Here is a 24,376-nt window from a genome sequence, read left to right on the forward strand (position 1 = left end):
GGCCGTCTGAAATCTTTCAGACGGCCTTTTGCTATGCTTTCATTCTTCAAACAGATTGCCTTGTGCCAATAAGGTTTTGACCGGTGCGAAATCGCGGCGGTGTTCCGGCAATACGCCGTATTGTTTCAATGCGGCCAAATGTTGCGCCGTGCCGTAGCCTTTGTGGCGGTCAAACCCGTATTGCGGATAGCGTTTCGCCAATTCATACATTTCTGCATCACGCGCGGTTTTGGCCAAAACCGAAGCGGCGGAGATTTCAATAATTTTGCTGTCGCCTTTGACCACGGCCTCTGCAGGGACATTCAAATCTTTCGGCACACGGTTGCCGTCTATCCATACTTTGTCAGGCACGACCGACAACCCCTCGACTGCGCGCTTCATCGCGGCCATGGTTGCGTGCAGGATGTTCAGTTGCAGGATTTCGTCGGGATCGGCAAAGGCAATGCTCCATGCAACCGCCTGTTCCTTAATCATCTGCGCCAACATATCGCGCTTTTTTTCGCTCAGTTTTTTTGAGTCGGTCAAACCCGGCAGGTCAAAATGTTCCGGCAAAATCACTGCCGCCGCAAATACGCTGCCGACCAAAGGGCCGCGCCCCGCTTCGTCCACGCCTGCGCTTAAAACCGTCGCCATTTCTTCACCGCCTGTCTGATTCAAAGCCGCCATTATATCCGCTTGCGGCAGATAAAATCCGCAATAGGACAAGCCGTTTGGGAGCAGTTCAAATTTCATCTGCTTTACCAATCAGTTATAATTTACATCCCCACATACCCATACGTCTTACAACATGCCTGCCCAATCCGAACGCCTCCATTTTTCCGAACGCTGGCTCAACGCCTACGAACGCTACCGCTATCGCCGCCATATCCACGCCTTCCGCCTCGGCTTGGCAATCGTGTTTTCCACCCTGTTGGCCAAAGTCTTCCACCTGCAACACGGCGAGTGGATCGGCATGACCGTCTTTGTCGTCCTCGGCATGCTGCAATTCCAAGGCGCGATTTACTCCAAAGCAGTCGAACGCATGCTCGGCACGGCCATCGGTTTGGGCGTCGGTTTGGCCGTTTTATGGTTGAACCAGCATTATTTGCAAGACGGCGTTTTCTTCTATCTGATTATCGGTGCCGCCAGCGCGGTGGCCGGTTGGTCTGCGGTCGGCAAAAACGGCTACGTCGCCATGCTTGCCGGTTTGACCATGTGTATGCTCATCGGCGACAGCAGCCACCATTGGCTCGACAGCGGTCTGATGCGCGCCATGAACGTTTTGATTGGTGCCGCCATCGCCATTGCCGCCGCCAAACTTCTGCCCCTGCGCTCCACCCTGATGTGGCGCTTCATGCTTGCCGACAACCTCACCGACTGCGCCAAAATGATTGCAGAAATCAGCAACGGTAAGCGCATGACGCGCGAGCGTTTGGAGCAAAACATGATTAAAATGCGCAAAATCAACGCCCGCATGGTCAAAAGCCGCAGCCATCTGGCCGCAACATCCGGTGAAAGCCACATCAGCAACAATATGATGGAAGCCATGCAGCATGCCCACCGCAAAATCGTCAACACCACCGAGCTGCTCCTGACCACAGCCGCCAAACTGCGCGCGCCCACGCTCAACGAAAGCGAAATCCGCCTGCTCGACCGCCATTTCAACCAACTCCAACGCGAGCTTCGGCTGACCGTCCGCCTCATCAAAGGCCACTACGCCCGCCGCATTCGCATCGATACTTCGCTCAATACCGAACTAAGCAAACCGGCCGCCCGCCTGCATTACGACTGGCAAGGCTTCCTCTGGCTCAGCACCAATATGCGTAACGAAATCGCCGCATTGGTGATCCTGTTGCAACGTTCGCGCAATAAATGGTTGGACAAAAAAGAATTGCAACGCTTGAAAGAATACCTACGCAACGATACCGATCCGGAGTAACAATAGGCCGTCTGAAAAACGCAAACTCACAAAATAAAAGCGAATTAGCCGCTGATGACATCAGCACATAAAAAAGGCCGCCTGAAACCCAATGGTTCAGACGGCCTCTTTCAATCAATCCAAGCAACAATAAATACCGCATAAAGCAAAATCCCCTGCGATTGCAGGGGATTTTTATATTTGGTTGCGGGAGCAGGATTCGAACCTACGACCTTCGGGTTATGAGCCCGACGAGCTACCATGCTGCTCCATCCCGCGTCAGAAGTTGTAACTATACGGAAAGACGGAATCGCTGTCAAGCGTTTTTGACAGAAAATGCGAAAAACGCCGCTTTACAAAAAACCATCCGCATGGTTTAATTTTTCGTTAATAAAGAAACAGGGGTGCTGCTTTCAAACCGAGCGGCTGAGAAATACCCTTTACACCCGAACAGGATAATACCTGCGTGGGGAGTTTCGGCAAATGTGTTTTTAGACGGTTGATTGAAGATATCCACAAGGCCATCTGAAAAAAAAGCAATGCTCCTGTTTCCATTTCATAACCGAAAAACAGGAGCAATTTTTTATGACTACCGCTAAAAAAACCGGCGATGAGGCGCGCCGTCTTTCCGACTTGAGCGAAGACATCGGCATCCGCTTCCAATATCCCAATTCCAACCGCGTCTATATCCCGGGCAGCCGCGCCGACATCCGCGTGCCTTTGCGCGAAATCCGTCAGGACGATACCTACACGGCACAAGGTACGGAAGCCAATCCGCCAATTCCAGTGTACGACACCAGCGGCTCATACGGCGACCCGGCGGCACACATCGACTTAAAACAGGGTTTGCCACACGTCCGCACCGCATGGCTGGATGAACGCGACGATACCGAAATCCTGCCCAAGCTTTCCAGCGAATATGGCACCGAACGCGCACACGATCCGAAAACCGCCCATCTGCGCTTCAACCAAATCACCCGTCCGCGCCGCGCCAAAGCAGGCCGCAATGTAACCCAGCTCCACTACGCCCGCCAAGGCATCATTACGCCGGAAATGGAGTTTGTCGCCATACGCGAACGCATGAAGCTGGACGAACTTTTCAGACGGCCTGAATACGCCAAGCTCTTGAAACAACACGCAGGGCAAAGTTTCGGCGCGAATATCCCAACCCATCCCGACCAAATCACGCCCGAATTCGTGCGCCAAGAAATCGCCGCCGGACGTGCGATTATCCCTGCCAACATCAACCACCCCGAACTCGAACCGATGATTATCGGCCGCAACTTCCGCGTCAAAATCAACGGCAACTTGGGCAACTCCGCCGTAACCTCCAGCCTGACCGAAGAAGTCGAAAAAATGGTATGGTCGCTGCGTTGGGGCGCGGACACGATTATGGACTTATCCACAGGCGCGCACATCCACGAAACGCGCGAATGGATTATCCGCAACGCGCCCGTCCCCATCGGCACGGTGCCGATTTACCAAGCTTTGGAAAAAACCGGCGGCATTGCCGAAGACCTGACTTGGGATTTGGTGCGCGATACCTTAATCGAGCAGGCAGAACAAGGCGTGGACTATTTCACCCTGCACGCAGGTGTATTGCTGCGTTATGTACCGATGACGGCCGACCGCCTGACCGGCATCGTATCACGCGGCGGCTCCATCATGGCGAAATGGTGTCTCGCCCATCATCAGGAAAACTTCCTCTACACACATTTCGACGAAATCTGCGAAATCATGAAAGCCTACGACGTATCGTTCAGCCTCGGCGACGGCCTTCGTCCCGGCTGCATTGCCGATGCCAACGACGAATCCCAATTTGCCGAGCTGCACACCTTGGGCGAATTGACCGCCAAAGCATGGGAACACGACGTACAGGTTATGATCGAAGGCCCCGGCCATGTACCGCTGCAACGCGTGAAAGAAAACATGACCGAAGAGCTGCAACATTGCTTTGAAGCACCTTTCTACACCCTCGGCCCGCTCGTTACCGACATCGCCCCCGGCTACGACCACATCACCTCGGGCATAGGCGCGACCAACATCGGCTGGTACGGTACGGCCATGCTCTGCTATGTTACCCCGAAAGAGCATCTCGGCCTGCCCGACAAAGAAGACGTGCGCACCGGCATCATCACCTACAAACTCGCCGCCCATGCCGCCGACCTCGCCAAAGGCTGGCCGGGCGCACAGTTGCGCGACAACGCCCTGAGCAAAGCGCGTTTCGAGTTCCGCTGGCGCGACCAATTCCGCCTCAGCCTCGACCCCGAACGCGCCGAGAGCTTCCACGACGAAACCCTGCCTGCCGAAGGAGCAAAAATCGCCCACTTCTGCTCAATGTGCGGCCCCAAATTCTGCTCGATGAAAATCACGCAGGAAGTGCGCGACTACGCCGACAAGCAAAAAGCCCAGCGGCAGGGTATGGAAGAAAAAGCGATTGAGTTCGTCAAAAAAGGGGCGAAGCTTTACAGTTAAAACGTAACGCAAGAAAAGGCCGTCTGAAAATATTTCAGACGGCCTTTTTAGCGAATAGCCTTTAAGCCAAAGCAATACGCACTACGGCTGCTTATTTTTCCACCCTGCGGAAATGGTGCGGACGAAAACCGAGCGCGGCGAGGGAAACGAAGTAGAGGCCTCCGCCCAAGGCAATCAGGACGCAGAGTTGGCCTGCTTTTTTAAAGCCGCCGACGTGCACCCATTCAAACGGCAGATAATATTGCGCCAGCCACAAACCGCCGCCCATGACGACCAAAGAGATGGCCATTTTAACTAAAAACGCTGCCCAACCTTTGCCGGGGCGGTAGATGCCGTGTTTGCGCAAAAGGAAAAACAGCAAGCCTGCATTCAGACACGCGCCCAAACCAATAGCGAGGGACAGACCGACGTGTTTGAGCGGCGAAATGAAGGCAAGGTTCATCAGCTGCGTGCAAATCAGCGTGAAAATAGCGACCTTAACGGGGGTTTTGATGTTTTGGCGCGCGTAGAAGCCGGGGGCCAACACTTTAATCATAATCAGCCCGATCAAGCCAAAGGAATAGGCAATCAGCGCGTGTTGGGTCATTTGCGCGTCGTGCAGCGTAAATTCACGGTACATGAACAAGGTCGTAACCAACGGGAAAGACAACACGGCAAGGCCGACGGCGGCAGGCAGGGTCAGCAGCATGCACAGGCGCAAACCCCAGTCGAGCAGGCCGGAAAACTGCTCGGTATCCTGACTGGCGGCGTGTTTGGACAAGGTAGGTAGCAAGATTGTACCGAGTGCCACGCCCAAAACGCCGGTCGGCAATTCCATCAGTCGGTCGGCGTAATACATCCATGACACGCTGCCGGACTGCAAAAATGAGGCAAAAATGGTGTTGATAACCAAGGAAATCTGCGCCACGCTCACGCCCAAAATAGCCGGCGCCATCTGTTTCATCACGCGGTTGACCGCTGCGTCTTTAAAGCTGAGTTTGGGCATTTTCAAGAAGCCCAGTTTCGCCAACCAAGGCAGTTGGAACACCAGCTGCAACACGCCGCCGACAAATACCGCCCACGCCAAAGCCATAACAGGCGGATCAAAATACGGTACAAAAAACAGGGAAAAGACGATAAAGGAGATGTTCAAAAAAGTCGGCGTAAAGGCGGGAATACCGAATTTATGATAGGAGTTGAGTATCGAACCGACAAAAGACGACAAGGAAATCAAAAAGATATAAGGAAACGTTACCCGCAGCAGGTCGATGGAGAGCTGAAACTTATCGGCATCTTTGGCAAAACCGGGTGCAGAAACATAAATCACCCACGGCGCGGCGAGTATGCCCAGCGCGGTAACGATGACCAACACAAACGACAACATACCGGCTACATGACGCACAAACGCCTGCGTGGCTTCGGGAGAGCGGGTTTCTTTGTATTCCGCCAAAATCGGTACGAAGGCTTGGGCAAATGCGCCCTCTGCAAACACGCGTCGCAACAAGTTGGGCAGTTTAAACGCGACAAAAAACGCATCCGTCGCCATGCCGGCACCAAACGCACGGGCAATAATCGTATCGCGCACAAAGCCTAAAATGCGCGACACCATCGTCAGGCTGCCAACCTTGGCCAAGGCTCCCAATAAATTCATGTATTTTCCTTACTTGTCTTTCAGGCCGTCTGAAAATCCGGCTTCTTCCAATACTGCCGCCGCCGCCAATGCCGCCGTATCTTTTTTCAGCAGCAGATGCAAGGCGTGGAAATCTTGTTCCAACGCGGCCACGGCTTCAGGGTGGTCATACCAGTCTGCCACGGCCTGCGCCAGTTTTTCAGGGACGGCATCGTGTTGCAGCAGCTCGGGAACGGCGGCTTTACCCAACAGAATATTGGGCAAACCGACATGCGGCACTTTGATTTTATTTTTCACATACGCATAAGTCAGCGGCGAAATTTTGTAGCTGATGACCATAGGCCGTTTACACAAAGCCACTTCCAAAGTCGCCGTACCACTGGTAACCAATACCACGTCGGCAGCGGTGCAAACCGTATCCGACTGCTTGTCGGTCAACGTGATGGGAAGAGAGGCAAACTCGGGCTGCGCCAAAATTTCGCTAATGCGTTTGCGCGTTGCAGCCGTTGCCACAGGCAACAAAAACTGTGCCTGCGGATAACGTTTCAGCAGCAATAAGGCCATCTGAAAAAACACCGCCGCCATGTAATCAATTTCGCTCACACGGCTGCCGGGCAATATGGCAAACACGGGCACGTCCGCAGGAACGCCCAGCTTCTGCCGCGCCGCCGCCCTATCCGCTTCCACCGGCATGGTTTGCGCCATCGGATGGCCGACAAACTCAGCCTTGCCGCCGGCATCGATATAAAGCTGTGGCTCCATCGGAAACAGGCACAACACGCGGTTGACCTGATGCACGATTTTATTGACCCGTTCGCGCCGCCACGCCCAAACCGACGGGCTGACGTAATGAATGGTATGAATGCCTGCCTGCTTGAGTTTTTCCGCCACGCCGAGATTGAAGTCCGGCGCATCGATGCCGATAAACACATCCGGCTTGAGGCGGATTAAATCGTTCACCAGCCCTTTGCGGATTTTCAAAATCTGCGGCAGGCGTTTGATGACCTCAACAAAACCGCGCACCGCCAGCTTTTCCTGATCGTACAAACTCTCAAAACCCTCCGCCTTCATGCGCTCTCCGCCGATACCGGTAAACTGCGCATTCGGGCAACGCGCCTTAATGGCACGGATTAAATGTGCGCCAAGCAAGTCGCCGGAAGCTTCACCGACGCTGATGGCGATAAGGGGGGAAGAATTGGGGTTCATGTTGTTGAAGTTCGGAAGCTAAAAGATTTTGGGGCGGACATTTGCCCACCCGTTTTCAGACGGCATCGGCAGCAAACGGACAGGAAACCTGCCCTACGCGCGGATTTTTGCAATCCAAAGGCCGTCTGAAAAAGTTTCAGACGGCCTTCAATCCATCAATCAACGGATAATGCCGCGTGTGGATTGTGCAAAAAAGTCTTTAAATACCGCCAATTCGCTTTGGGTTTCGGCACGTTTCAGAATGTCTGCCTTGGCCTCTTCAAACGGAATGCCGCGATGGTAAATGGTTTTATACACATCTTTGACGGAGGCAATCTGTTCGGCCGTGAAACCGTTGCGGCGCATACCTTCGCTGTTGAGGCCGGCCGGTTCGGCGCGGTAGCCTGCAGCCATGAAGTACGGCGGTACGTCTTTGTGTACGCCGGCAGCAAACGCGGTCATGGCGTAGTCGCCGATTTGGCAGAATTGGAACACCAGCGTGTAGCCGCCCAAGACAACGTAGTCGCCGATGGTCACATGGCCTGCGAGTGAGGCGTTGTTGGCGAAGATGGTGTGGTTGCCGATGACACAGTCGTGCGCGAGGTGGCAGTACGCCATAATCCAGTTGTCGTCGCCGATACGGGTTTCGCCGATACCGGTAACCGTACCGAGGTTGAACGTCGTAAATTCGCGGATGGTGTTGCCATTGCCGATAATCAGCTTGGTCGGCTCGTCGCGGTATTTCTTGTCCTGCGGAATTTCGCCGAGGCTGGCAAATTGGAAAATGCGGTTGTTTTCACCGATGGTCGTATGGCCGTTGATGACGACGTGCGGGCCGATTTCGGTATTCGCACCGATTTGCACATTGGGGCCGATAATGCTGTATGGGCCGACTTTGACGCTGGAGTCGAGTTCGGCTTTAGGGTCGATGACGGCGGTCGGATGGATAAGGGTCATGCTGTCTCCTTGCTGTCTGATACAGGTATTGCCTGCAAGATGCCGTCTGAACTTTCAGACGGCCTGTCCCATTTTTACACCACGCGTTTGGCGCACATAATCACGGCTTCAACGGCAACTTGGCCGTCAACTTTGGCAACGGCGTTGAATTTGCCGATACCGCGTTTGTTGGTCAACAGCTCGACTTCAAAAACCAGTTGGTCGCCGGGAATAACTTGGCGTTTGAAACGGGCGTCGTCGATACCGGCAAAAAAGAAGAATTCGTTTTCTTTGCGGCCGCCTTCGCTGAGGATGGCGAGTGTGCCGCACGCTTGCGCCATGGCTTCGATAATCAGCACGCCAGGCATCACGGGCAGGTCGGGAAAGTGGCCTTGGAACTGCGGCTCGTTCATGGTGACGTTTTTAATCGCAGTCAGGGTTTTCATCGGTTCGAACGCAGTAATGCGGTCGAGTTGCAAAAACGGATAACGGTGTGGGATAAGTTTTTGAATGTCTTTGGCTTCGATCGGGAGTTGTACGTCCATGATGTTCGTCTTTCCTTATTTGTATTGGGTTTAAACGTATTCGGATGCGGGGCGCGGACTGTTTGCGCCGCCTTTAGGCTTCGTCGCTGTCGGCAAGCTGTTTTTCCAGCGTTTTGAGGCGTTTGTTCATTTCGCTCAAACGGTGGATATAAACGGCATTGCGCGCCCAGTCTTTGTAGCCCGACATCGGGAAAATACCGGCCAGATGCTGGCCGCTTTCGGTAATGCTGTGGGTAACTGATGTACCGCCGCCGATGGTGGTTTTATCGGCGATTTCGATGTGTCCGACCGTGCCGACGCCGCCGCCGATAATGCAATAATTGCCGATGGTGACGCTGCCGGAAATACCGGTTTTGGCGGCGATAACGGTGTGCGAACCGATTTTGCAGTTGTGGCCGATTTGGACTTGGTTGTCGATTTTGGTGCCGTTGCCGACGGTCGTGTCGCTCATTGCGCCACGGTCGATATTGGTGTTCGAACCGATTTCCACATCATCGCCCAGCGTGACTGCGCCGGTTTGCGGAATTTTAAACCATGAATCGCCGGCGAAGGCTAAGCCGAAACCGTCCGCGCCGATGACGGCGCCGCTGTGGATTTCGACACGGTTGCCCAAAGTGCAGCCGTAATAGATGACGGAGTTGGGATGCAATACGACTTCATCGCCCAACGTGCAATCGTGTTGAACAACGGCATTGGCCAAAATACGGCAGCCTTCGCCCAATACGGTATTCGCGCCGATATAGGCATTCGCGCCGATTTCGCAGCTTGCCGGTACTTTGGCGCTGGCCTCGATAACGGCAGTCGGATGTATGCCGCCCTGTGCTTTGACAATCGGCGAGAACAATCGTGCCACTTTGGCAAAATAAAGATAAGGGTCGGCAGCCACAATCAGGTTGCGGCCCGCAAATTCATCTGCGGCTTTCGGCGACACAATCACTGCGCCTGCTTGGCTGTCGTGTACTTCGGCTTTGTATTTCGGGTTAGCCAAAAAGCTGATGTGTTCTGCCTGCGCCTGATCCAACGGACGGACGGCGGTAATGGCGATGTCTTCGCCTTTCCATTCGCCGCCGAGTTGGGAAACGATTTGGGACAGGGTGTATGCTTGTGAAGTCATGATAATCTGCCGTCAAGATGTCAGGCCGTCTGAAAGATGCCGGTTTGGGTTTCAGACGGCCTTAGGTTTGTCTGTATGGTTACATTCGCTGCCGAGCAGGGTCAGTGAGCATTTAGGGCTTTAATAACGCTGTCGGTAATGTCGTAGCGGCCGTTGACGTAAATCACGTCCTGCAAGATGAAGTCATAACCTTCGCGTTTGGCTAAATCGACGATGACGCGGTTGGCATTTTGCTGGAGCGCGGCGAATTCTTCATTGCGGCGCAAGTTGTAGTCTTCAGCCAACTCGGTCTGCTGTTTGCGGAATTTTTGTACCAGATTGCGCCATTTTTGGGTTTCCGCTTCCCTTTGGCTGTCGCTGAGCTTGTCGCTGCTCAGTTTTCGCTCCAAAGCCTCGCCTTCCTGCTGCAGCTTTTGCAAGGCGGTTTGACGGCTTTTGAACTCTTTTTCCAAAGTCGTCTGAATGCTTTGTGCCTGCTTGGATTCCTGATAAACGCGCTCGGTATTGATAAAACCGATTTTCTGTACGCCATCTGCCGCCGCTTGCGGCAACAGCACGAAACCCGGCAGGGCTACGGCGAGGACACGGAGGGTGCCGGCTATTTTACTCATGATAAAAATCCTTGCTTGAAAACAGACGGGCGGTTGGCAATAAGCCTGCCGCCAATCTGCCATGAGGCCGTCTGAAACGGACAAACCCGGTTTCAGACGGCCTAAACATCATCAGAATGTCGTACCGAGTTGGAATTGGAAGCGTTGGATTTCGTCGCCTTCTTTTTTCTTAATCGGATAAGCATAACTGAACTTCATCGGACCCAGCGGAGAGAGCCAGGTCACGGCAGCACCGGCAGAGTAACGCAATTCGTTTTTGAATGTCGATTTGTGCGTTGTGCCTACACCGTACACGTTTTGGAGCGCGCCATTGGTGTAATAAGTATTGCTGCTGCTGTCGTTGTAGGTTTTATCGTCCCACACGCTGCCTGCATCGGCAAACAGGCTCAGACGGACGGTACGCGAGTCTTTAATGCCCGGCATCGGGAAGAGCAACTCTGCGGAAACGTTGGCTTTTTTGTTACCGCCGTAGCTGATTTTCTCGCCGTATTCGTCATAGACTTTCGGGCCCAGCGTACCGCTTTCGAAGCCGCGGACGGAGCCTAAGCCGCCGCCGTAGAAGTTTTCAAAGAACGGCATGGTTTTGGTTTTGCCGTAGCCGTTGCCATAACCGACTTCGCCACCCAGCATCAGCGTGAAATCTTTGCTCAACGGGAAGAACCAAGTTTGGTTGTGGGTCAGGGTGTAGTATTGCAGGTCGCTGCCCGGCAGTGCGATTTCGCCGTTTACGCCGGTCAGGTAACCGCGGGTCGGCCACAAGGCATTGTCGGTTTTGTTACGGCCCCAGCCGATGGTGCCTTTATACAACCAACCTTTGAAGTTACCCACGCCGTTGCCGTTGCCTTTACCGTATTGGTTGATAAAGTCGGCATAGCGTTTAGGCGCGCCTTTGTAGGTGTTCACGGTCAAGCGTTCTGCAGCCAAACCGAAGTTCACACGGTCATATTCGGTAACCGGAATACCGATACGCAAACCGCCGCCGAAAGTCGTGGTTTTATATTGTTTCGCGCTGGAAGAAGCTTTACGCGGGTCGTAAGTCTTGCCGTAAATATCGTAACCCAAGCTTACGCCGTCCGGTGTGAAGTATGGGTCGGTAAACGACAACGAGCCGTTTACTGTGGTTTTACTGCGGGACGCGCGCAGGGCAACGGATTTACCCGTACCGAACAGGTTGTCTTGAGCCACGCCGGCAGACATTACCAAACCGGTATCCTGAACCCAACCTGCGCTCAAGTCGAGCGAGCCGGTCGAACGTTCGGTCAGGCTCATGTTCAGGTCAACTTGGTCAGGGGTATTTGCCACAGGAACCGCATCAAATTGAACGTTGTCGAAGTAGCCCAACAACTCAACGCGCTCTTTAGAACGTTGCAGTTTGGCAGAGTCGTAAGGCGCCGATTCCATTTGGCGCAACTCGCGGCGGATAACTTCGTCGCGGGTTTTGTTGTTGCCGGTAATGTTGATTTCGTTTACATAGATTTTGCGGCCCGGTTGAACGGTCAGCACAAAATCAACGGTATGCGTTTCTGCATTTGGAATCGGTTGGACATTGATTTCGCTGAATGCGTAACCTGCCTGACCCATGCGGTTTTGAATGGCTTCGAGCGAATTGGACATTTGCGCGCGCTCGTACCATTTACCCGGCTTCATGGTCAGCAGTTTTTCCAAATCTTCTTTCGGCACTTCCAGCGTATCGCCTTCGATGCGTACATTGCCCCAGCGGAAGCGGTCGCCTTCGCTGACGGTTACTTTAATGGTCTGCTTGGTTTTGTCTTCGTTGGTTTGGATGTCGGTATCCAAAATACGGAAGTTGAAGTAGCCGTTGTTTTGGTAGTAATTGGTGATTTTTTCCATGTCCTGAGCAAATTTTTGCTCATTGAACTGGTTGCTCTTGGTCACCCAAGTCCACATGCCGCCTTCGCTCAGGGACATTTGTTTCAGCAGGCGGCGGTCGGAATAAACTTCGTTGCCTTCAAAGGAAATATCGGTAATCTTGGTAGATTTGCCCTCTTCGATGGCAATGTCGATAGACACGCGGTTGCGGGCGAGTTTGGTGACGGTCGGCGTGATTTTGACCGACTGTTTGCCACGGCTCAAATACTCTTCTTTCAAACCGGCGACGGCTTGGTTCAGTGTTGCTTGGTTGAAGTATTGGGATTGCGCCAAACCGAAGGCTTCAAGGTTTTTCTTGATGGCATCGTTTTGCAGCATTTTCGCGCCGGTAATATTGAGCGAGCTGATGGTCGGACGCTCAATTACGGTCAGCAGGACTTGATTGTCCATGGTCTCGACGCGTACGTCGTCAAAGAAACCGGTTGCATAGAGTTTTTTGATGATTTCTTCACTGCGCGCATCATTGAAATTATCACCGACTTTAACGGGCAGATAGTTGAAGACGGTACTCGGCTCGGTGCGTTGCAGGCCTTCGACGCGGATGTCCTGAATGGTAAAGTCAGCCAATGCCAGCGGAGACAGGCTCAATACCATTAAAGCGGAAGCAATCTGGTTCAGTTTCATAAATTATCCAAACAAACGGTTGATGTCATTAAAGAAAGCCACAGCCATCATCAAAAGCATGGCTGCCAGTCCGAAGCGCAGGCCGACTGCCTGTATGCGCTCGCTCAAAGGCTTTCCGCGTATCCATTCGGCAGTATAGAAAACCAGATGTCCGCCGTCTAAAACGGGTACGGGCAAAAGGTTCAACACGCCTAAGCTGATGCTGACCAAGGCCAGAAATTCGAGGTAGCTCTGCAATCCGAGTTTGGCGGATTGTCCGGCGACATCGGCAATGGTCAAGGGGCCGGAAATATGGTTCAAAGAGGCATTGCCTGTAACCAGTTTTCCGAAAAATTTGAGGGTCGTCCACGAATAGTTGACGGTTTTGTTCCAACCCAATTCAAAGGCTTGGGCAACGGAAGGCGTATAACGGTAGCGGATGGTTTTATCCCACTCTTTATCCGCCTGGGCGGCGAGCCCTGCTCTACCCACCAGCACACCTGCCGACTGCTCGACGCTGTCCGGCCGGATAGCGGTCGCCAGTATTTTACCGTCGCGCTCGTAAGTCAGTTCGATTCGTTTGCCGGGGCTGGCGCGGAAGAGTTCCGTCCATGCCTGCCAGCTTTCGATGGGCTTCCCATCGGCGGTCAGCAGTTTGTCGTTTTCCTTCAAACCTGCTTTTTCGGCCGGACTTTTGGCCAAGACTTTGCCGATGCGGTTAGTAATTCTAAAAGGCAAAAGGCCGATGTTGCCTTGGTTTTTCGCAACTTTACCTGCTTCAGGCGTGCCGGCGGCATCAATTATGCGGATGGCTTGGGTATTTGAGGCCGTCTGAACAGCAACTTTTACAGGACCGGCTTCAAGGTTCAACACCATCTCGGTTTGCGCATCGCTCCAGTCTTTTACGGAGATTCCGTTGACCGATACAATCTTATCGCCTGCCTGAAAACCTGCTTTGGCGGCAATACTGGCAGGCTCGACCATGCCAACATAGGGGCGCAACTCGGTCACGCCGAAGGAAAAGCTCAAGCCGTAAAGCAAAACGGCCAAAATCAAATTGGTCAAAGGGCCGGCGGCGACAATGGCGATGCGCTTGGCCGGATGCTGCTTATCAAAGGCGTACGGCAAATCTGCCTCTGCCACCTCGCCTTCGCGCGTATCGACCATTTTAACGTAACCGCCCAGCGGAATCGGGGCAAGACACCACTCGGTATCGCCGCGTTTTCGGGTGAAAAAGGGCTTACCGAAGCCGACGGAAAAGCGCACGACTTTAACGCCGCACCAGCGGGCAACAATATAGTGTCCGAACTCATGCAGGCTGACCAAAATCAGAATGGCGACGATAAAGGCTAAAAAGGTTTGCAAAAAAATCCCCTGAGTGGAATGTGATCATCAACGGATAAGGCCGTCTCAAAACCGATTATAAAGGCAGTTGTTCCATTTTGTCTGCCTAAATGCCAAGCGGTTGACGTTTCAGACGGCCTGTCATTGAAGCTTTATTGTTTGCCGATAAAGGCTTCTGCCTGCCTGCGTGTTTGCGCGTCTTGCGCCAGCAGGCCTTCGATATCGTGACGGCCGTCTGAAAAATCTTGGGCAAGGCAGTGGGCAACGACTTTGGCAATATCGGTAAACTTGATGCGTTTATCTAAAAAAGCGGCCACGGCAACTTCGTTGGCAGCGTTCAACACGCAAGGTGCGGCGCCGCCTGCATTCATGGCCTGATAGGCAAGTTTCAGACATAGGAAACGGTCAAAGTCAGGTTTTTGGAAGGTCAATGCGGACAACGCGCCGAAATCCAGTTCGCCCACGCCGGAATCGATACGTTCGGGCAGGCCCAAGCAATAAGCAATCGGCGTACGCATATCGGGATTACCCAACTGCGCCAATACCGAACCATCGCGATAACGCACCATGCTGTGAATCACGGATTGCGGATGGATGACGACTTCCAGTTTTTCCGGCGGACAGTTAAACAGCCAATGCGCCTCAATCAACTCCAAACCCTTATTCATCATTGACGCGGAATCGACGGAAATTTTGCGCCCCATGCTCCAATTCGGATGCTTGACCGCCTGCTCGGGCGTAATACTGTCAAATGTACTTAAATCTGTATTAAGGAAGGGGCCACCCGATGCGGTCAGGATAATCGAATTGATACCGTGCTCATTCAGATGGCCTGTGTAATCCCTTGGCAATACTTGGAAGATGGCGTTGTGTTCGCTGTCAATCGGCAAGACGGTAGCGCCGTTTTGGCGGGCGGTTTCCATAAACAATGCGCCAGAAACCACCAGCGTTTCTTTGTTGGCCAGATAAATAGTTTTGCCTTTTTGAGCGGCAGCTAAAGCCGACGGCAAACCGGCCGCGCCGACAATGGCACACATCACGCCGCTGACTTCATCAGCCGAAGCCACATCAATCAGGGCTTGAGCGCCATATAAAACCTGTGTATCGATGCCTTCTTGTTTGAGTTTCTTTTCCAGCTCGGCGGCATGGCCGGCATCGCCGACAACGGCATATTCCGGACGGAACTGTTTGCATTGCGCCGCCAGCTTGTCCACCTGCCTATGCCCTGCCAGCGCGAACACGCGGAATTTTTCGGGATGGCGGGAGACAACGTCTAAAGTGCTTTCGCCTATGCTGCCGGTACTGCCTAATATGGTCAGAACTTGTTGTGTCATGGTGTGTTCTTTATGTGCTGTGCAAACGGTATTCATTGTGTTTGAAATAGATTTCTTTGCCGTTTCCAATTTTCAGACGGCCTTTTGCCTCCCAGCTGAAAAGGCCGTCTGAAAGAATTACTCAATGCCGTATTCGATGGTAACAACCAATCGGACTTGTTTGCCGACGGTACTTTTATCGTAAGAACCGCCGTACTCGTCGTCCTCGCTGCTACCGGTGTCGGCATAGATATTGAACGAGCCTTGCGAAGCAGAACGCATGGCGCCCACTTTGCCGCCGCCGGTTTTGGCAAATTCGGCCGCGCGTTTCTGCGCATCCTCAGTCGCCTGCGTGATCAAATCGCGTTTGATGGTTTCCAAATTGCCCAGCAAATATTGCGGATTGTCGAAGCGGATAAATTCGTTTTGCGCACGGAAATTCAAAATGGCGCGCTGTGCTGCTTGGATTTTGTCCAATTTTTTGGTGTTGACCACAATATTGAGGTCGCCATCGTAGCCGTTGGGCGTGCGGGTTACGTTGCCCAATTCGTCTCGGGTTTCATTGAAAACGCGCGACACTTCAGGCAGGCCCACTTTCATTTCAGCCGCCGTAAAGCCTTGCTCGCCCAAAAACTTAGACAGCTTCTTGCGTCTTGCCGTCAGCAAATCCAAAACTTCCTGATAGCTCTCGCCGTGCGCGTTCACGCCCGTATTCCACGTTGCGCTGTCGGATTGGAAGTTTTTCTCCGCCAAACCTTTTACGGTAATCGTCCCCGGTTGGCGCAGATTCTTAAACTGCACGCCCAAAATAAACGCAGCAGCCATCAATCCCAGTGCCAACAATACGCCCAAGATCGATAAAGATGAAATCTGTTTTTGTTCGGACACAATCAGCTCCTCCAACCACGTAAGACAGGTGGTTTAAAACAAATATACAAAGGCGGCATAAATGCTGATAACGGCAATCAGACTGTCCACACGGTCGAACACGCCGCCGTGTCCCGGCAACAGATTGCTGCTGTCTTTAATACCGGCCGCACGTTTGAGCCAGCTTTCCAGCAAATCACCGCACACGCTGACAACGGTCAAAATCAAGCCGATCAAAATAGTTTTTAACCAACCGGCTTCAAAAGCCAGCCAACCGGCTTTCCATACGATAGTCATGTACACGGCAACGCACAATGCGCCGCCGATCGCACCTTCCCAGCTTTTACCCGGGCTGATGGTCGGCGCAATTTTGCGCTTGCCAAACGACTTGCCGCAAAAATACGCGCCAATATCGGCCACCCACACCAAACCCATAATCGCCAATAAAGACAGCGCGTCTTCAGGCTGAGGACGCAGGTAAACCAGTGCGAACCAAAACGGCATCACCAACAACCAACCGACCGTATAAGCCTGCCAGCCGCCGTTTAACTTCCATTTCGCCTTCAGCCACCAAGGCATGACAATCAGCCAAAACGCCAATACGACATACCAAACCAAATCAGGCAACTGCCAACCGCCTGCATAGGCAATCACGCCAAACACCAGCGTTGAAGCCAAATAATGATTGATTTTCAGCTTGTCCAAGCCGCTCATACGGGCATATTCCCACAAAGTCAGCATGGCAATCAGGCCGCAAAACGCCGCCCACAGCCACATAGGTGCATAAAACAGCATGCCCAGCATCAGTGGCAAAAGCCACAGCGCCGTCAAAATCCGTTGTTTCAACATAATTCTCAACCCCGTTGCTGCTCAACCGGCAGCTGTTCGGAAGTCCGCCCGAAGCGGCGCTCCCGTTGTTGGAACGAAGCAATCGCCTCGTTCAGCGATTTCTCATTAAAATCAGGCCACAGCGTATCCGTAAAATACAATTCCGCATACGCCATCTGCCACAGCAGGAAATTACTGATGCGCGTCTCCCCGCCGGTGCGGATAAACAAATCCGGCTCGGGTGCATCGCCCAACATCAAATAGCGCGACAACGCCTCTTCCGTAATCTCAGTTACTCCCTCGGCAATCAACTGATTTGCCGCCTGTAAAATATCCCAGCGGCCGCCATAATCGGCGGCAATGCTCAAAGTCAAACCGGTATTGTTTGCCGTTAACGCCTCTGCCGCCTCGATCCCCTTCAGGATTTCAGCGTTAAACCGCTCACGGCTGCCGATGACTCTCAAGCGCATATTGTTATCGTGCAAACGGCGCACCTGCTTTTGTAAAGCCTGCAAAAACAGCCCCATCAGAAAAGAAACCTCTTCCTCGGGGCGTCGCCAGTTTTCAGTCGAAAAAGCAAACACGGTCAAATACTGCACACCCAGCTCAGCACAATGCTTCACCATGTTCTCCAGCGCATCCAAGCCGCGCTTATGCCCCATCACACGGGGAAGAAAACGCTTCTTTGCCCAACGTCCGTTGCCGTCCATAATCACAGCAATATGTCGGGGGATGGCAGAGTGTTCCAAAATTGTCTGCGTACTGCTTTTCATGTCTGCCTTTCAGGGAGCAAACCGTCCAAAGGCCGTCTGAACGGTTTGCACACAGGATTAAATCGCCATCAAATCTTCTTCTTTGGCAGCCAAGAGCTTGTCTGCCTCAGCAATATATTTGTCGGTCAACTTCTGAACCGCTTCCTCGCCACGGCGGGCTTCATCTTCAGAAATTTCTTTGTCTTTCAACAATTTTTTGATGTGGTCGTTTGCATCACGGCGCACATTACGGATAGACACACGACCCTCTTCTGCCTCGCTGCGTACCACTTTGATCAGATCCTTACGGCGTTCCTCAGTCAGCATAGGCATAGGGACACGGATCAAATCGCCGACAGAAGCAGGGTTTAGGCCCAAGTTGGAATCACGGATCGCTTTCTCAACTTTTGAAGCCATATTGCTCTCGAAAGGTTTCACCCCAATCGTACGCGCATCCAAAAGCGTCACGTTCGCCACTTGGCTCACAGGCACCATGCTGCCCCAGTATTCCACTTCCACTTGGTCAAGCAGGCCGGTATGCGCACGGCCGGTACGCACTTTAGCCAAGTTTTCTTTCAACACTTCCAGAGAACGCTGCATTTTGCCTTCAGCTGTCTTTTGAATATCATTAATCATCTTATACTTTCAATTTCATAGGAATAAAACAGGATTAACCGAGAATAGTACCGTTAAACCGCCCCCACGACAAGGCTTTACGCCCCAACAGCCTTGTTTTCTAACCGATATTTAACATCAAACAAAATAAAGGCCGTCTGAAAATCTTTCAGACGGCCTTTTCCTTATTCAAATCCAAATCCTACTCTCTATTTCGCTCATTCCAAAAGTAACGCCATACGAAGCATGGGAAGGCAAAAATCAGGTAGAGGCAGACAACAGTCGCGTAAAACTCCCAATCTTGGGCATGTACGGCTCCAGCGCGTGATTCAAGGATATAGGCGAGAATCGCGGTAAGAAGGAAGCCTGCCAGCAATTCGATCAAGTGATGGCCGATGTGTTTGCGTTTCAGGGCGATGATGCCGAAGAATTTGGTGGTAATAAAGGGTGCGTTGGCAAAGATAAGTGCCAACAGCAAAAGAATGTACATGGATGCGGTCATGATGGTCTTTCTGTTTTCAGACGGCCTATGTGTGATTTTAACATGTTAAATGGGCATTCTTGCCCATCATTATCCGTGGAATATTCAATATCTTGATGATACCTGCTTGATGATTGTTCAAAGGCTTGAGGCCGTCTGAACTTTGGGTATATTTCATCCGAATGCGAATCCTAACAAAAACGGCGACTTTGGAACAGCCGCCGTTGGTTTTGTTTGACGCTTACAGGGTATTTTCCAATGCTTTGGCACACCAGTCGATAACGGTTTGCGGCATGATACCCCAGAGGAGCAGCAGGAAGGCATTGACCGTCAGGACAAATTTGGCGGCATAGCTGCTGCCGACCGGCTGGTCATGGTCAGGCGCATCGAAGTAGATGACTTTGACCACGCGAAGGTAGTAGAACGCGCCAATCAGCGACATGATGACGGCAAACACTGACAACCAAACATAGCCTTGTTTCAAGAGCGCCATAATCACGCCAAACTTAGCGTAGAAGCCCATCAGCGGCGGAATACCTGCCATAGAGAACATGGACAGCAACATCAGGAAGGCAAACCATGCATGGCGGTGGTTAAGACCAGCGAGGTCTTTGATTTCTTCACACTCAATGTCTTTGGTAGACAATACCATCAAAACACCGAAGCTGACTGCCGCCATCAAAGCATAGGTAATGGCGTAATACAAACCTGCGGTAAAGCCGACCGCACCTGCCATAAACGCCAACAAGATAAAGCCCATGTGCGATACGGTGGAGTAAGCAAGCATACGTTTGATATTGGTTTGCATAATGGCAGCAAGGTTACCGACCACCAAAGAAGCAACGGCAAGAATGGCCAACATCGGCGCCCAGTCTGAATGTATGGTACCCATGCCGGTAACAAGGATACGGAATGCAAAGACAACGGCGGCGATTTTCGGAGCCGTACCCACAAAGGCGGTAACAGAAGTCGGCGCGCCATCGTACACGTCGGGTACCCACATATGGAATGGAACCGCACCCAATTTAAATGCAATGGCTACTACAATAAACACCATACCCAATTTCAACAACCACTCATTGGCCTGCTCATTGAAAGCAGAAGCCAAGACGGAAGCAAAATCAAGAGAACCGGTGGCGCCGTAAACCATGGAAATACCATAAAGCAGCAAACCGGAGGCCAACGCGCCCAATACGAAGTATTTCAGCGCAGCCTCGGCAGAACGACCGGAATCGCGACGCAGGGCAATCATGGCGTACAGTGACAAAGACAACAATTCCAAACCGATATACGCAGTAAGGAAATGTGCCGAGCTGACCATGACGCTCATACCCAACAGGGCAAACAGCGACAGGGTATAAAACTCGCCTTTGAAGATTTGGCGGTCTTGGTTGTACGGTTTACTGTAAATAAACAGACCAAACGTCAGCGCATACAGCACCAGTTTTGCCAAACGGGACATGCCGTCTGCAATATACATACCATGAAAGGCATCGACACTGCCCTGCTCCCATACCGCCAATTGGGTAATAGCCACAATAATGACCGTTCCCAAACTCATCAGATGGGTCAGATAGCGGTTTTTATCGCAAATCCACAAGTCTGCCAGCAATACGACACCCAATAGCGCAAGCAGCACGATTTCGGGCATGGCGGGCATTAAATTCAAATCAGACCAGTTCATTTACACACCTCAAATCTTGCTTTGTGCCACATGGGCAATCAAATCGTTTGCCGCTTGATGCACCACTTCGATAAACGCTTGCGGATACAGACCCATGCCCAAAACAGCAACCGCCAAAATCGCCAAAATCGCAAATTCGCGGCAATTGATGTCTTTCATTTCGGCAACGTGCGGATTGTGGATCGCACCAAAAATAACGCGTTTATACATCCACAGGGTATAAGACGCACCGTAAATCAGGGTCATGGCAGCCAACGCGCCCACCCAGAAATTCACTTTAACCGCGCCCATAATCACCATAAACTCGCCCACGAAGCCGGAAGTCGCAGGCAGACCGGCATTGGCCATACCGAACAACATCATAAACGCCGCAAACTTAGGCATCACATTGACCACGCCGCCATAGTCAGCAATATTGCGGGTATGCAGGCGGTCGTACATCACGCCGATACACATAAACATCGCGGCAGACACAAAACCATGGGAAATCATTTGAATGATTGCGCCTTTCAATGCCCAGTCATTCAGTTGGCCGTTCACAAACAGGAACATACCCAAAGTGACAAAACCCATATGGCTGATGGAAGAGTACGCCACCAGTTTTTTCATATCGGTTTGCACCAAAGCCACCATACCGATGTAAATCACGGCAATTAGGCTCAATACGATGATCACAGGGGCAAAATAGCGTGCCGCATCCGGCATAATCGGCAGGATAAAGCGCAAGAAGCCATACGCACCCAGTTTCAGCGTAATTGCCGCCAACACCATCGAACCGCCGGTCGGCGCTTCAACGTGAGCATCCGGCAACCAAGTGTGCACAGGGAACATCGGCACTTTTACAGCAAATGACAGGAAGAACGCTACAAACAAAAGCTGTTGTACGCCCAACGGAATCTGCTTGATGTTTTGGAAATCGACAATAGAGAAGCTGCCTGTTTGATAGTACAGGTAAACCATGGCAACCAGCATCAAGAGCGAACCCATCAGCGTATAGAGGAACAGCTTGACCGACGCATAGACGCGGCGCGGGCCGCCCCATACACCGATAATCAGGTACAGCGGAATCAGCATACCCTCGAAGAACACATAAAACAGAATCGCATCCTGCGCGGCAAACGCACCATTAATCAAACCCGACATAATCAGGAAAGCGGCCATATACTGCGCCGGACGTTTCTGAATGACTTCCCAACCGGCCAATACCACCAACAGCGTAATAAACGCATTCAAGATGATAAAGAGCACTGAAATACCGTCTACGCCCAATGCGTAGTTGATTTTCAGAAGCGGAATCCACTCGTGGAACTCGGTAAACTGATAGCCGCCGCTCAAACGGTCGAAACCGGTAAACAGGGGCAGCGTTACCAAGAAACCGGCAAGCGCACCCATGAAGGCAAGCACACGCGCCAGCGGCGCACGGCTGTCTTTACCGGTCGCCAAAACCAGCACACCTGCGGCGATAGGTATCCATATTGCCAAGCTGAGTAGGTAGTTGGAAAACATAGTGGTTAACCTGTGGTTAAAATAAAAATGTGTTTATGTGGATATTTCTTCGTTTCAGACGGCCTGAAGGTTTAAGGCCGTCTGAAACCTTATTCTTATCGGAACAATCCCCAGAAGGTCATGCCGAGCAGTACCAATACGCCGAATACCATAGCGGCGGCGTAGGTATAGATAAAGCCGGTTTGGGCTTTACGCACTTGCGCGGCAATCGCGCCGACCAGTTTGGCAGAGCCGTTGACGATACCGTTGTCGATAATGGCGGTATCGCCGACTTTCCAGAAGAAAGTACCCAATGCGCGTGTGCCTTTGGCGAAAACGTTGAAATACAGGACGTCGAGGTAGTATTTGTTTTCAAACAAAACGTAAATCGGACGGAACGCCTGTGCAATTTTCGCTGGCAGGTGCGGCAGTTTGACGTACAGGAGCCATGCGCTCAAGACACCTGCGATAGCGAGGTAGAGTACAGGCGAATGCAGGCTGTGTGACACCATTGCCAATGCGCCGTGGAACTCTTCCTTCATGATGTGCATAGTCGGATGCGCGTCAGCATTAACAAAAATCACGTCTTTGAAGAAATCGCCGTAAAGCATAGGCTCGATGGCAACATAGCCGATGATGACGGACGGAATGGCCAGCAGAATCAAAGGCAGGGTAACAACCAGCGGGCTTTCGTGCGGATTGTCGTTTTTGCCCAAGCCGTGATGTTCTTCGCCATGGTCGTCTGAATGGTGTTCGGGCAGGCTGCGCCATTTTTCTTCGCCGTGGAACACCATAAAGTATTGGCGGAACGCGTAAAACGCGGTAACGAACACACTGGCGAGGACGGCAAAATAGGCAAAGCCGCTGCCCGGCAGGGTGCTGTATTTCGCTGCTTCGATAATCGAATCTTTGGAATAGAAGCCGGAGAAGAACGGCGTACCGATCAGCGACAAGTTACCGATCAACATGGTCAGCCAAGTAATCGGCATGTATTTTTTCAGGTTACCCATGTGGCGCATATCTTGGTCGTGGTGCATACCGATAATCGCGCTACCTGCGGCCAAGAACAACAAGGCTTTAAAGAAAGCGTGGGTCATCACATGGAACATCGCCACGGAATAGGCAGACGCGCCCAGAGCCACGGTCATATAGCCCAGTTGCGACAGGGTAGAATACGCAACCACACGTTTGATGTCGTTTTGAATCACGCCCAAGAAGCCCATAAACAGGGCGGTAATCGCACCAATCACCATGATTACTGACAGCGCAGTGCTGCTCATCTCATAAATCGGCGACATACGCGATACCATGAACAGACCGGCGGTAACCATGGTTGCGGCGTGAATCAATGCAGAAATCGGAGTCGGGCCTTCCATCGAATCAGGCAGCCAGACATGCAGCGGGAACTGTGCAGATTTACCCATCGCACCGACAAACAGGAGTAAACAGGTTACAGTAATCAAAGACCATTCCACACCGGGGAACAGTTGGATAGTTGCCGTCTGAACATTAGGCAGATAAGCGAATACATCTTGATAGCGCAGGCTGCCGCCGAAATAGGCAAGCACCAAGCCGATACCGAGCAAAAAGCCGAAGTCGCCGACACGGTTGATCAAAAAGGCTTTCAGGTTGGCAAATGTTGCGCTCGGACGTTTGAAATAGAAACCGATCAAGAGATACGACACCAAGCCCACAGCTTCCCAGCCGAAGAAGAGCTGGATGAAGTTGTTGCTCATAATCAGCATCAACATGCTGAAAGTAAACAAAGAAATATAGCTGAAGAAGCGTTGGTAACCGACTTTTTCATCATGCATATAGCCGATGGTATAGATATGCACCATCAGCGATACGCCGGTGACCACGACCATCATCATCGCCGTCATCGTATCGACCAAGAAGCCGACGGAGAAATCTAAACCGCCCATTGTCAGCCAGGTATAGACGTTCTCGTCAAACTTGGCACGGCTGCCATTGAGGAATCCCCACAGCACATAAGCCGACAGCACGGCAGACACCGCCACACCGAGTATTGTTACGGTATGCGCACCGGCACGTCCGATTTTGTTGCCGAACAAACCTGCAATCAGCGAGCCTGCCAAAGGCACAAGGGCAATTACCAAATATAAAGTCATGTCGTTCATG

At 52.1% G+C, this 24,376-nt stretch carries 20 protein-coding genes, 1 tRNA gene and 1 riboswitch; of the genes, 2 read left to right on the top strand and 19 right to left on the bottom strand.

The features are described from left to right. Positions 1-39: 39 nt before the first annotated feature. Positions 40-633: a ribonuclease HII gene (gene rnhB / locus HMPREF3047_RS04915; RefSeq protein ID WP_063068644.1), complete on the bottom strand. Its 594-nt coding sequence runs from the start codon at positions 631-633 to the stop codon at positions 40-42. A gap of 154 nt (positions 634-787) precedes the next feature. On the opposite strand from rnhB, the gene HMPREF3047_RS04920 reads away from it, so the two are divergent. Beyond that, entirely contained in the window at positions 788-1,918 is a 1,131-nt protein-coding gene (locus tag HMPREF3047_RS04920; RefSeq protein ID WP_070584389.1) for an FUSC family protein, read from the top strand. A 181-nt stretch (positions 1,919-2,099) separates the two neighbouring features. Here the strand turns inward: HMPREF3047_RS04920 and HMPREF3047_RS04925 are convergent. Next, positions 2,100-2,176, bottom strand: a tRNA-Met gene (locus HMPREF3047_RS04925). 111 nt (positions 2,177-2,287) lie between these two features. After that, positions 2,288-2,387: riboswitch (TPP riboswitch) on the top strand. 95 nt (positions 2,388-2,482) lie between these two features. Between HMPREF3047_RS04925 and thiC the strand changes: the two genes are divergently transcribed. Beyond that, a complete protein-coding gene (thiC, locus tag HMPREF3047_RS04930; protein ID WP_070712371.1) occupies positions 2,483-4,372 on the top strand; it encodes a phosphomethylpyrimidine synthase ThiC in 1,890 nt (629 codons plus the stop codon). A 91-nt stretch (positions 4,373-4,463) separates the two neighbouring features. Here the strand turns inward: thiC and murJ are convergent, their stop codons facing one another. The 17 genes from murJ to nuoL all read right to left on the bottom strand — a co-directional run bounded on the left by murJ (position 4,464) and on the right by nuoL (position 24,375). After that, entirely contained in the window at positions 4,464-6,002 is a 1,539-nt protein-coding gene (murJ, locus tag HMPREF3047_RS11275; protein ID WP_070712372.1) for a murein biosynthesis integral membrane protein MurJ, read from the bottom strand. Positions 6,003-6,011: 9 nt separating this feature from the next. Beyond that, entirely contained in the window at positions 6,012-7,187 is a 1,176-nt protein-coding gene (gene lpxB / locus HMPREF3047_RS11280) for a lipid-A-disaccharide synthase (protein WP_070712373.1), read from the bottom strand. Between the two features lie 159 nt (positions 7,188-7,346). Beyond that, positions 7,347-8,123, bottom strand: a complete 777-nt coding sequence (gene lpxA, locus HMPREF3047_RS04945; RefSeq protein WP_070712374.1) for an acyl-ACP--UDP-N-acetylglucosamine O-acyltransferase — start codon at positions 8,121-8,123, stop codon at positions 7,347-7,349. 74 nt (positions 8,124-8,197) lie between these two features. Beyond that, complete coding sequence (gene fabZ / locus HMPREF3047_RS04950; protein WP_003681704.1) at positions 8,198-8,647, bottom strand: 3-hydroxyacyl-ACP dehydratase FabZ; 450 nt, start codon at positions 8,645-8,647, stop codon at positions 8,198-8,200. 73 nt (positions 8,648-8,720) lie between these two features. Beyond that, positions 8,721-9,761, bottom strand: coding sequence for a UDP-3-O-(3-hydroxymyristoyl)glucosamine N-acyltransferase (gene lpxD, locus HMPREF3047_RS04955; protein WP_070584396.1), 1,041 nt, complete (start codon positions 9,759-9,761; stop codon positions 8,721-8,723). Between the two features lie 101 nt (positions 9,762-9,862). Continuing rightward, positions 9,863-10,372 (bottom strand): OmpH/Skp family outer membrane protein, encoded by a 510-nt coding sequence (locus tag HMPREF3047_RS04960; protein ID WP_070712375.1) that lies wholly within the window; start codon positions 10,370-10,372, stop codon positions 9,863-9,865. A 111-nt stretch (positions 10,373-10,483) separates the two neighbouring features. Continuing rightward, positions 10,484-12,886, bottom strand: a complete 2,403-nt coding sequence (gene bamA, locus HMPREF3047_RS04965) for an outer membrane protein assembly factor BamA (protein WP_070712376.1) — start codon at positions 12,884-12,886, stop codon at positions 10,484-10,486. 3 nt (positions 12,887-12,889) lie between these two features. Continuing rightward, the gene (gene rseP, locus HMPREF3047_RS04970) at positions 12,890-14,230 is read right to left on the bottom strand and encodes an RIP metalloprotease RseP (protein WP_070712377.1); all 1,341 of its coding nucleotides are present in this window, start codon (positions 14,228-14,230) and stop codon (positions 12,890-12,892) included. 131 nt (positions 14,231-14,361) lie between these two features. Next, positions 14,362-15,543 (bottom strand): 1-deoxy-D-xylulose-5-phosphate reductoisomerase, encoded by a 1,182-nt coding sequence (gene ispC / locus HMPREF3047_RS04975; protein WP_070712437.1) that lies wholly within the window; start codon positions 15,541-15,543, stop codon positions 14,362-14,364. A gap of 117 nt (positions 15,544-15,660) precedes the next feature. Beyond that, positions 15,661-16,410, bottom strand: a complete 750-nt coding sequence (locus HMPREF3047_RS04980) for an SIMPL domain-containing protein (protein WP_003747899.1) — start codon at positions 16,408-16,410, stop codon at positions 15,661-15,663. 33 nt (positions 16,411-16,443) lie between these two features. Beyond that, the gene (locus HMPREF3047_RS04985; RefSeq protein WP_049332974.1) at positions 16,444-17,238 is read right to left on the bottom strand and encodes a phosphatidate cytidylyltransferase; all 795 of its coding nucleotides are present in this window, start codon (positions 17,236-17,238) and stop codon (positions 16,444-16,446) included. Positions 17,239-17,243: 5 nt separating this feature from the next. After that, positions 17,244-17,990: an isoprenyl transferase gene (locus HMPREF3047_RS04990; protein ID WP_070712378.1), complete on the bottom strand. Its 747-nt coding sequence runs from the start codon at positions 17,988-17,990 to the stop codon at positions 17,244-17,246. Positions 17,991-18,047: 57 nt separating this feature from the next. Further along, positions 18,048-18,605 (bottom strand): ribosome recycling factor, encoded by a 558-nt coding sequence (gene frr, locus HMPREF3047_RS04995; RefSeq protein ID WP_070712379.1) that lies wholly within the window; start codon positions 18,603-18,605, stop codon positions 18,048-18,050. A gap of 181 nt (positions 18,606-18,786) precedes the next feature. After that, entirely contained in the window at positions 18,787-19,086 is a 300-nt protein-coding gene (locus HMPREF3047_RS05000) for a DUF2818 family protein (protein ID WP_003686671.1), read from the bottom strand. 220 nt (positions 19,087-19,306) lie between these two features. After that, positions 19,307-20,749 carry an NADH-quinone oxidoreductase subunit NuoN gene (gene nuoN, locus HMPREF3047_RS05005; RefSeq protein WP_070712380.1) on the bottom strand — a complete coding sequence of 481 codons (1,443 nt, stop codon included), beginning with the start codon at positions 20,747-20,749 and terminating at the stop codon, positions 19,307-19,309. A gap of 9 nt (positions 20,750-20,758) precedes the next feature. Continuing rightward, on the bottom strand, positions 20,759-22,255 hold the full coding sequence (locus tag HMPREF3047_RS05010) for an NADH-quinone oxidoreductase subunit M (protein ID WP_070646485.1): 1,497 nt from the start codon (positions 22,253-22,255) through the stop codon (positions 20,759-20,761). Between the two features lie 95 nt (positions 22,256-22,350). Next, positions 22,351-24,375, bottom strand: coding sequence for an NADH-quinone oxidoreductase subunit L (gene nuoL, locus HMPREF3047_RS05015; RefSeq protein WP_070712381.1), 2,025 nt, complete (start codon positions 24,373-24,375; stop codon positions 22,351-22,353). Between the last annotated feature and the right edge of the window lies 1 nt (position 24,376).

This window comes from Neisseria sp. HMSC075C10, assembly GCF_001815615.1.
GTDB classification, from domain to species: Bacteria; Pseudomonadota; Gammaproteobacteria; order Burkholderiales; family Neisseriaceae; genus Neisseria; species Neisseria subflava_A.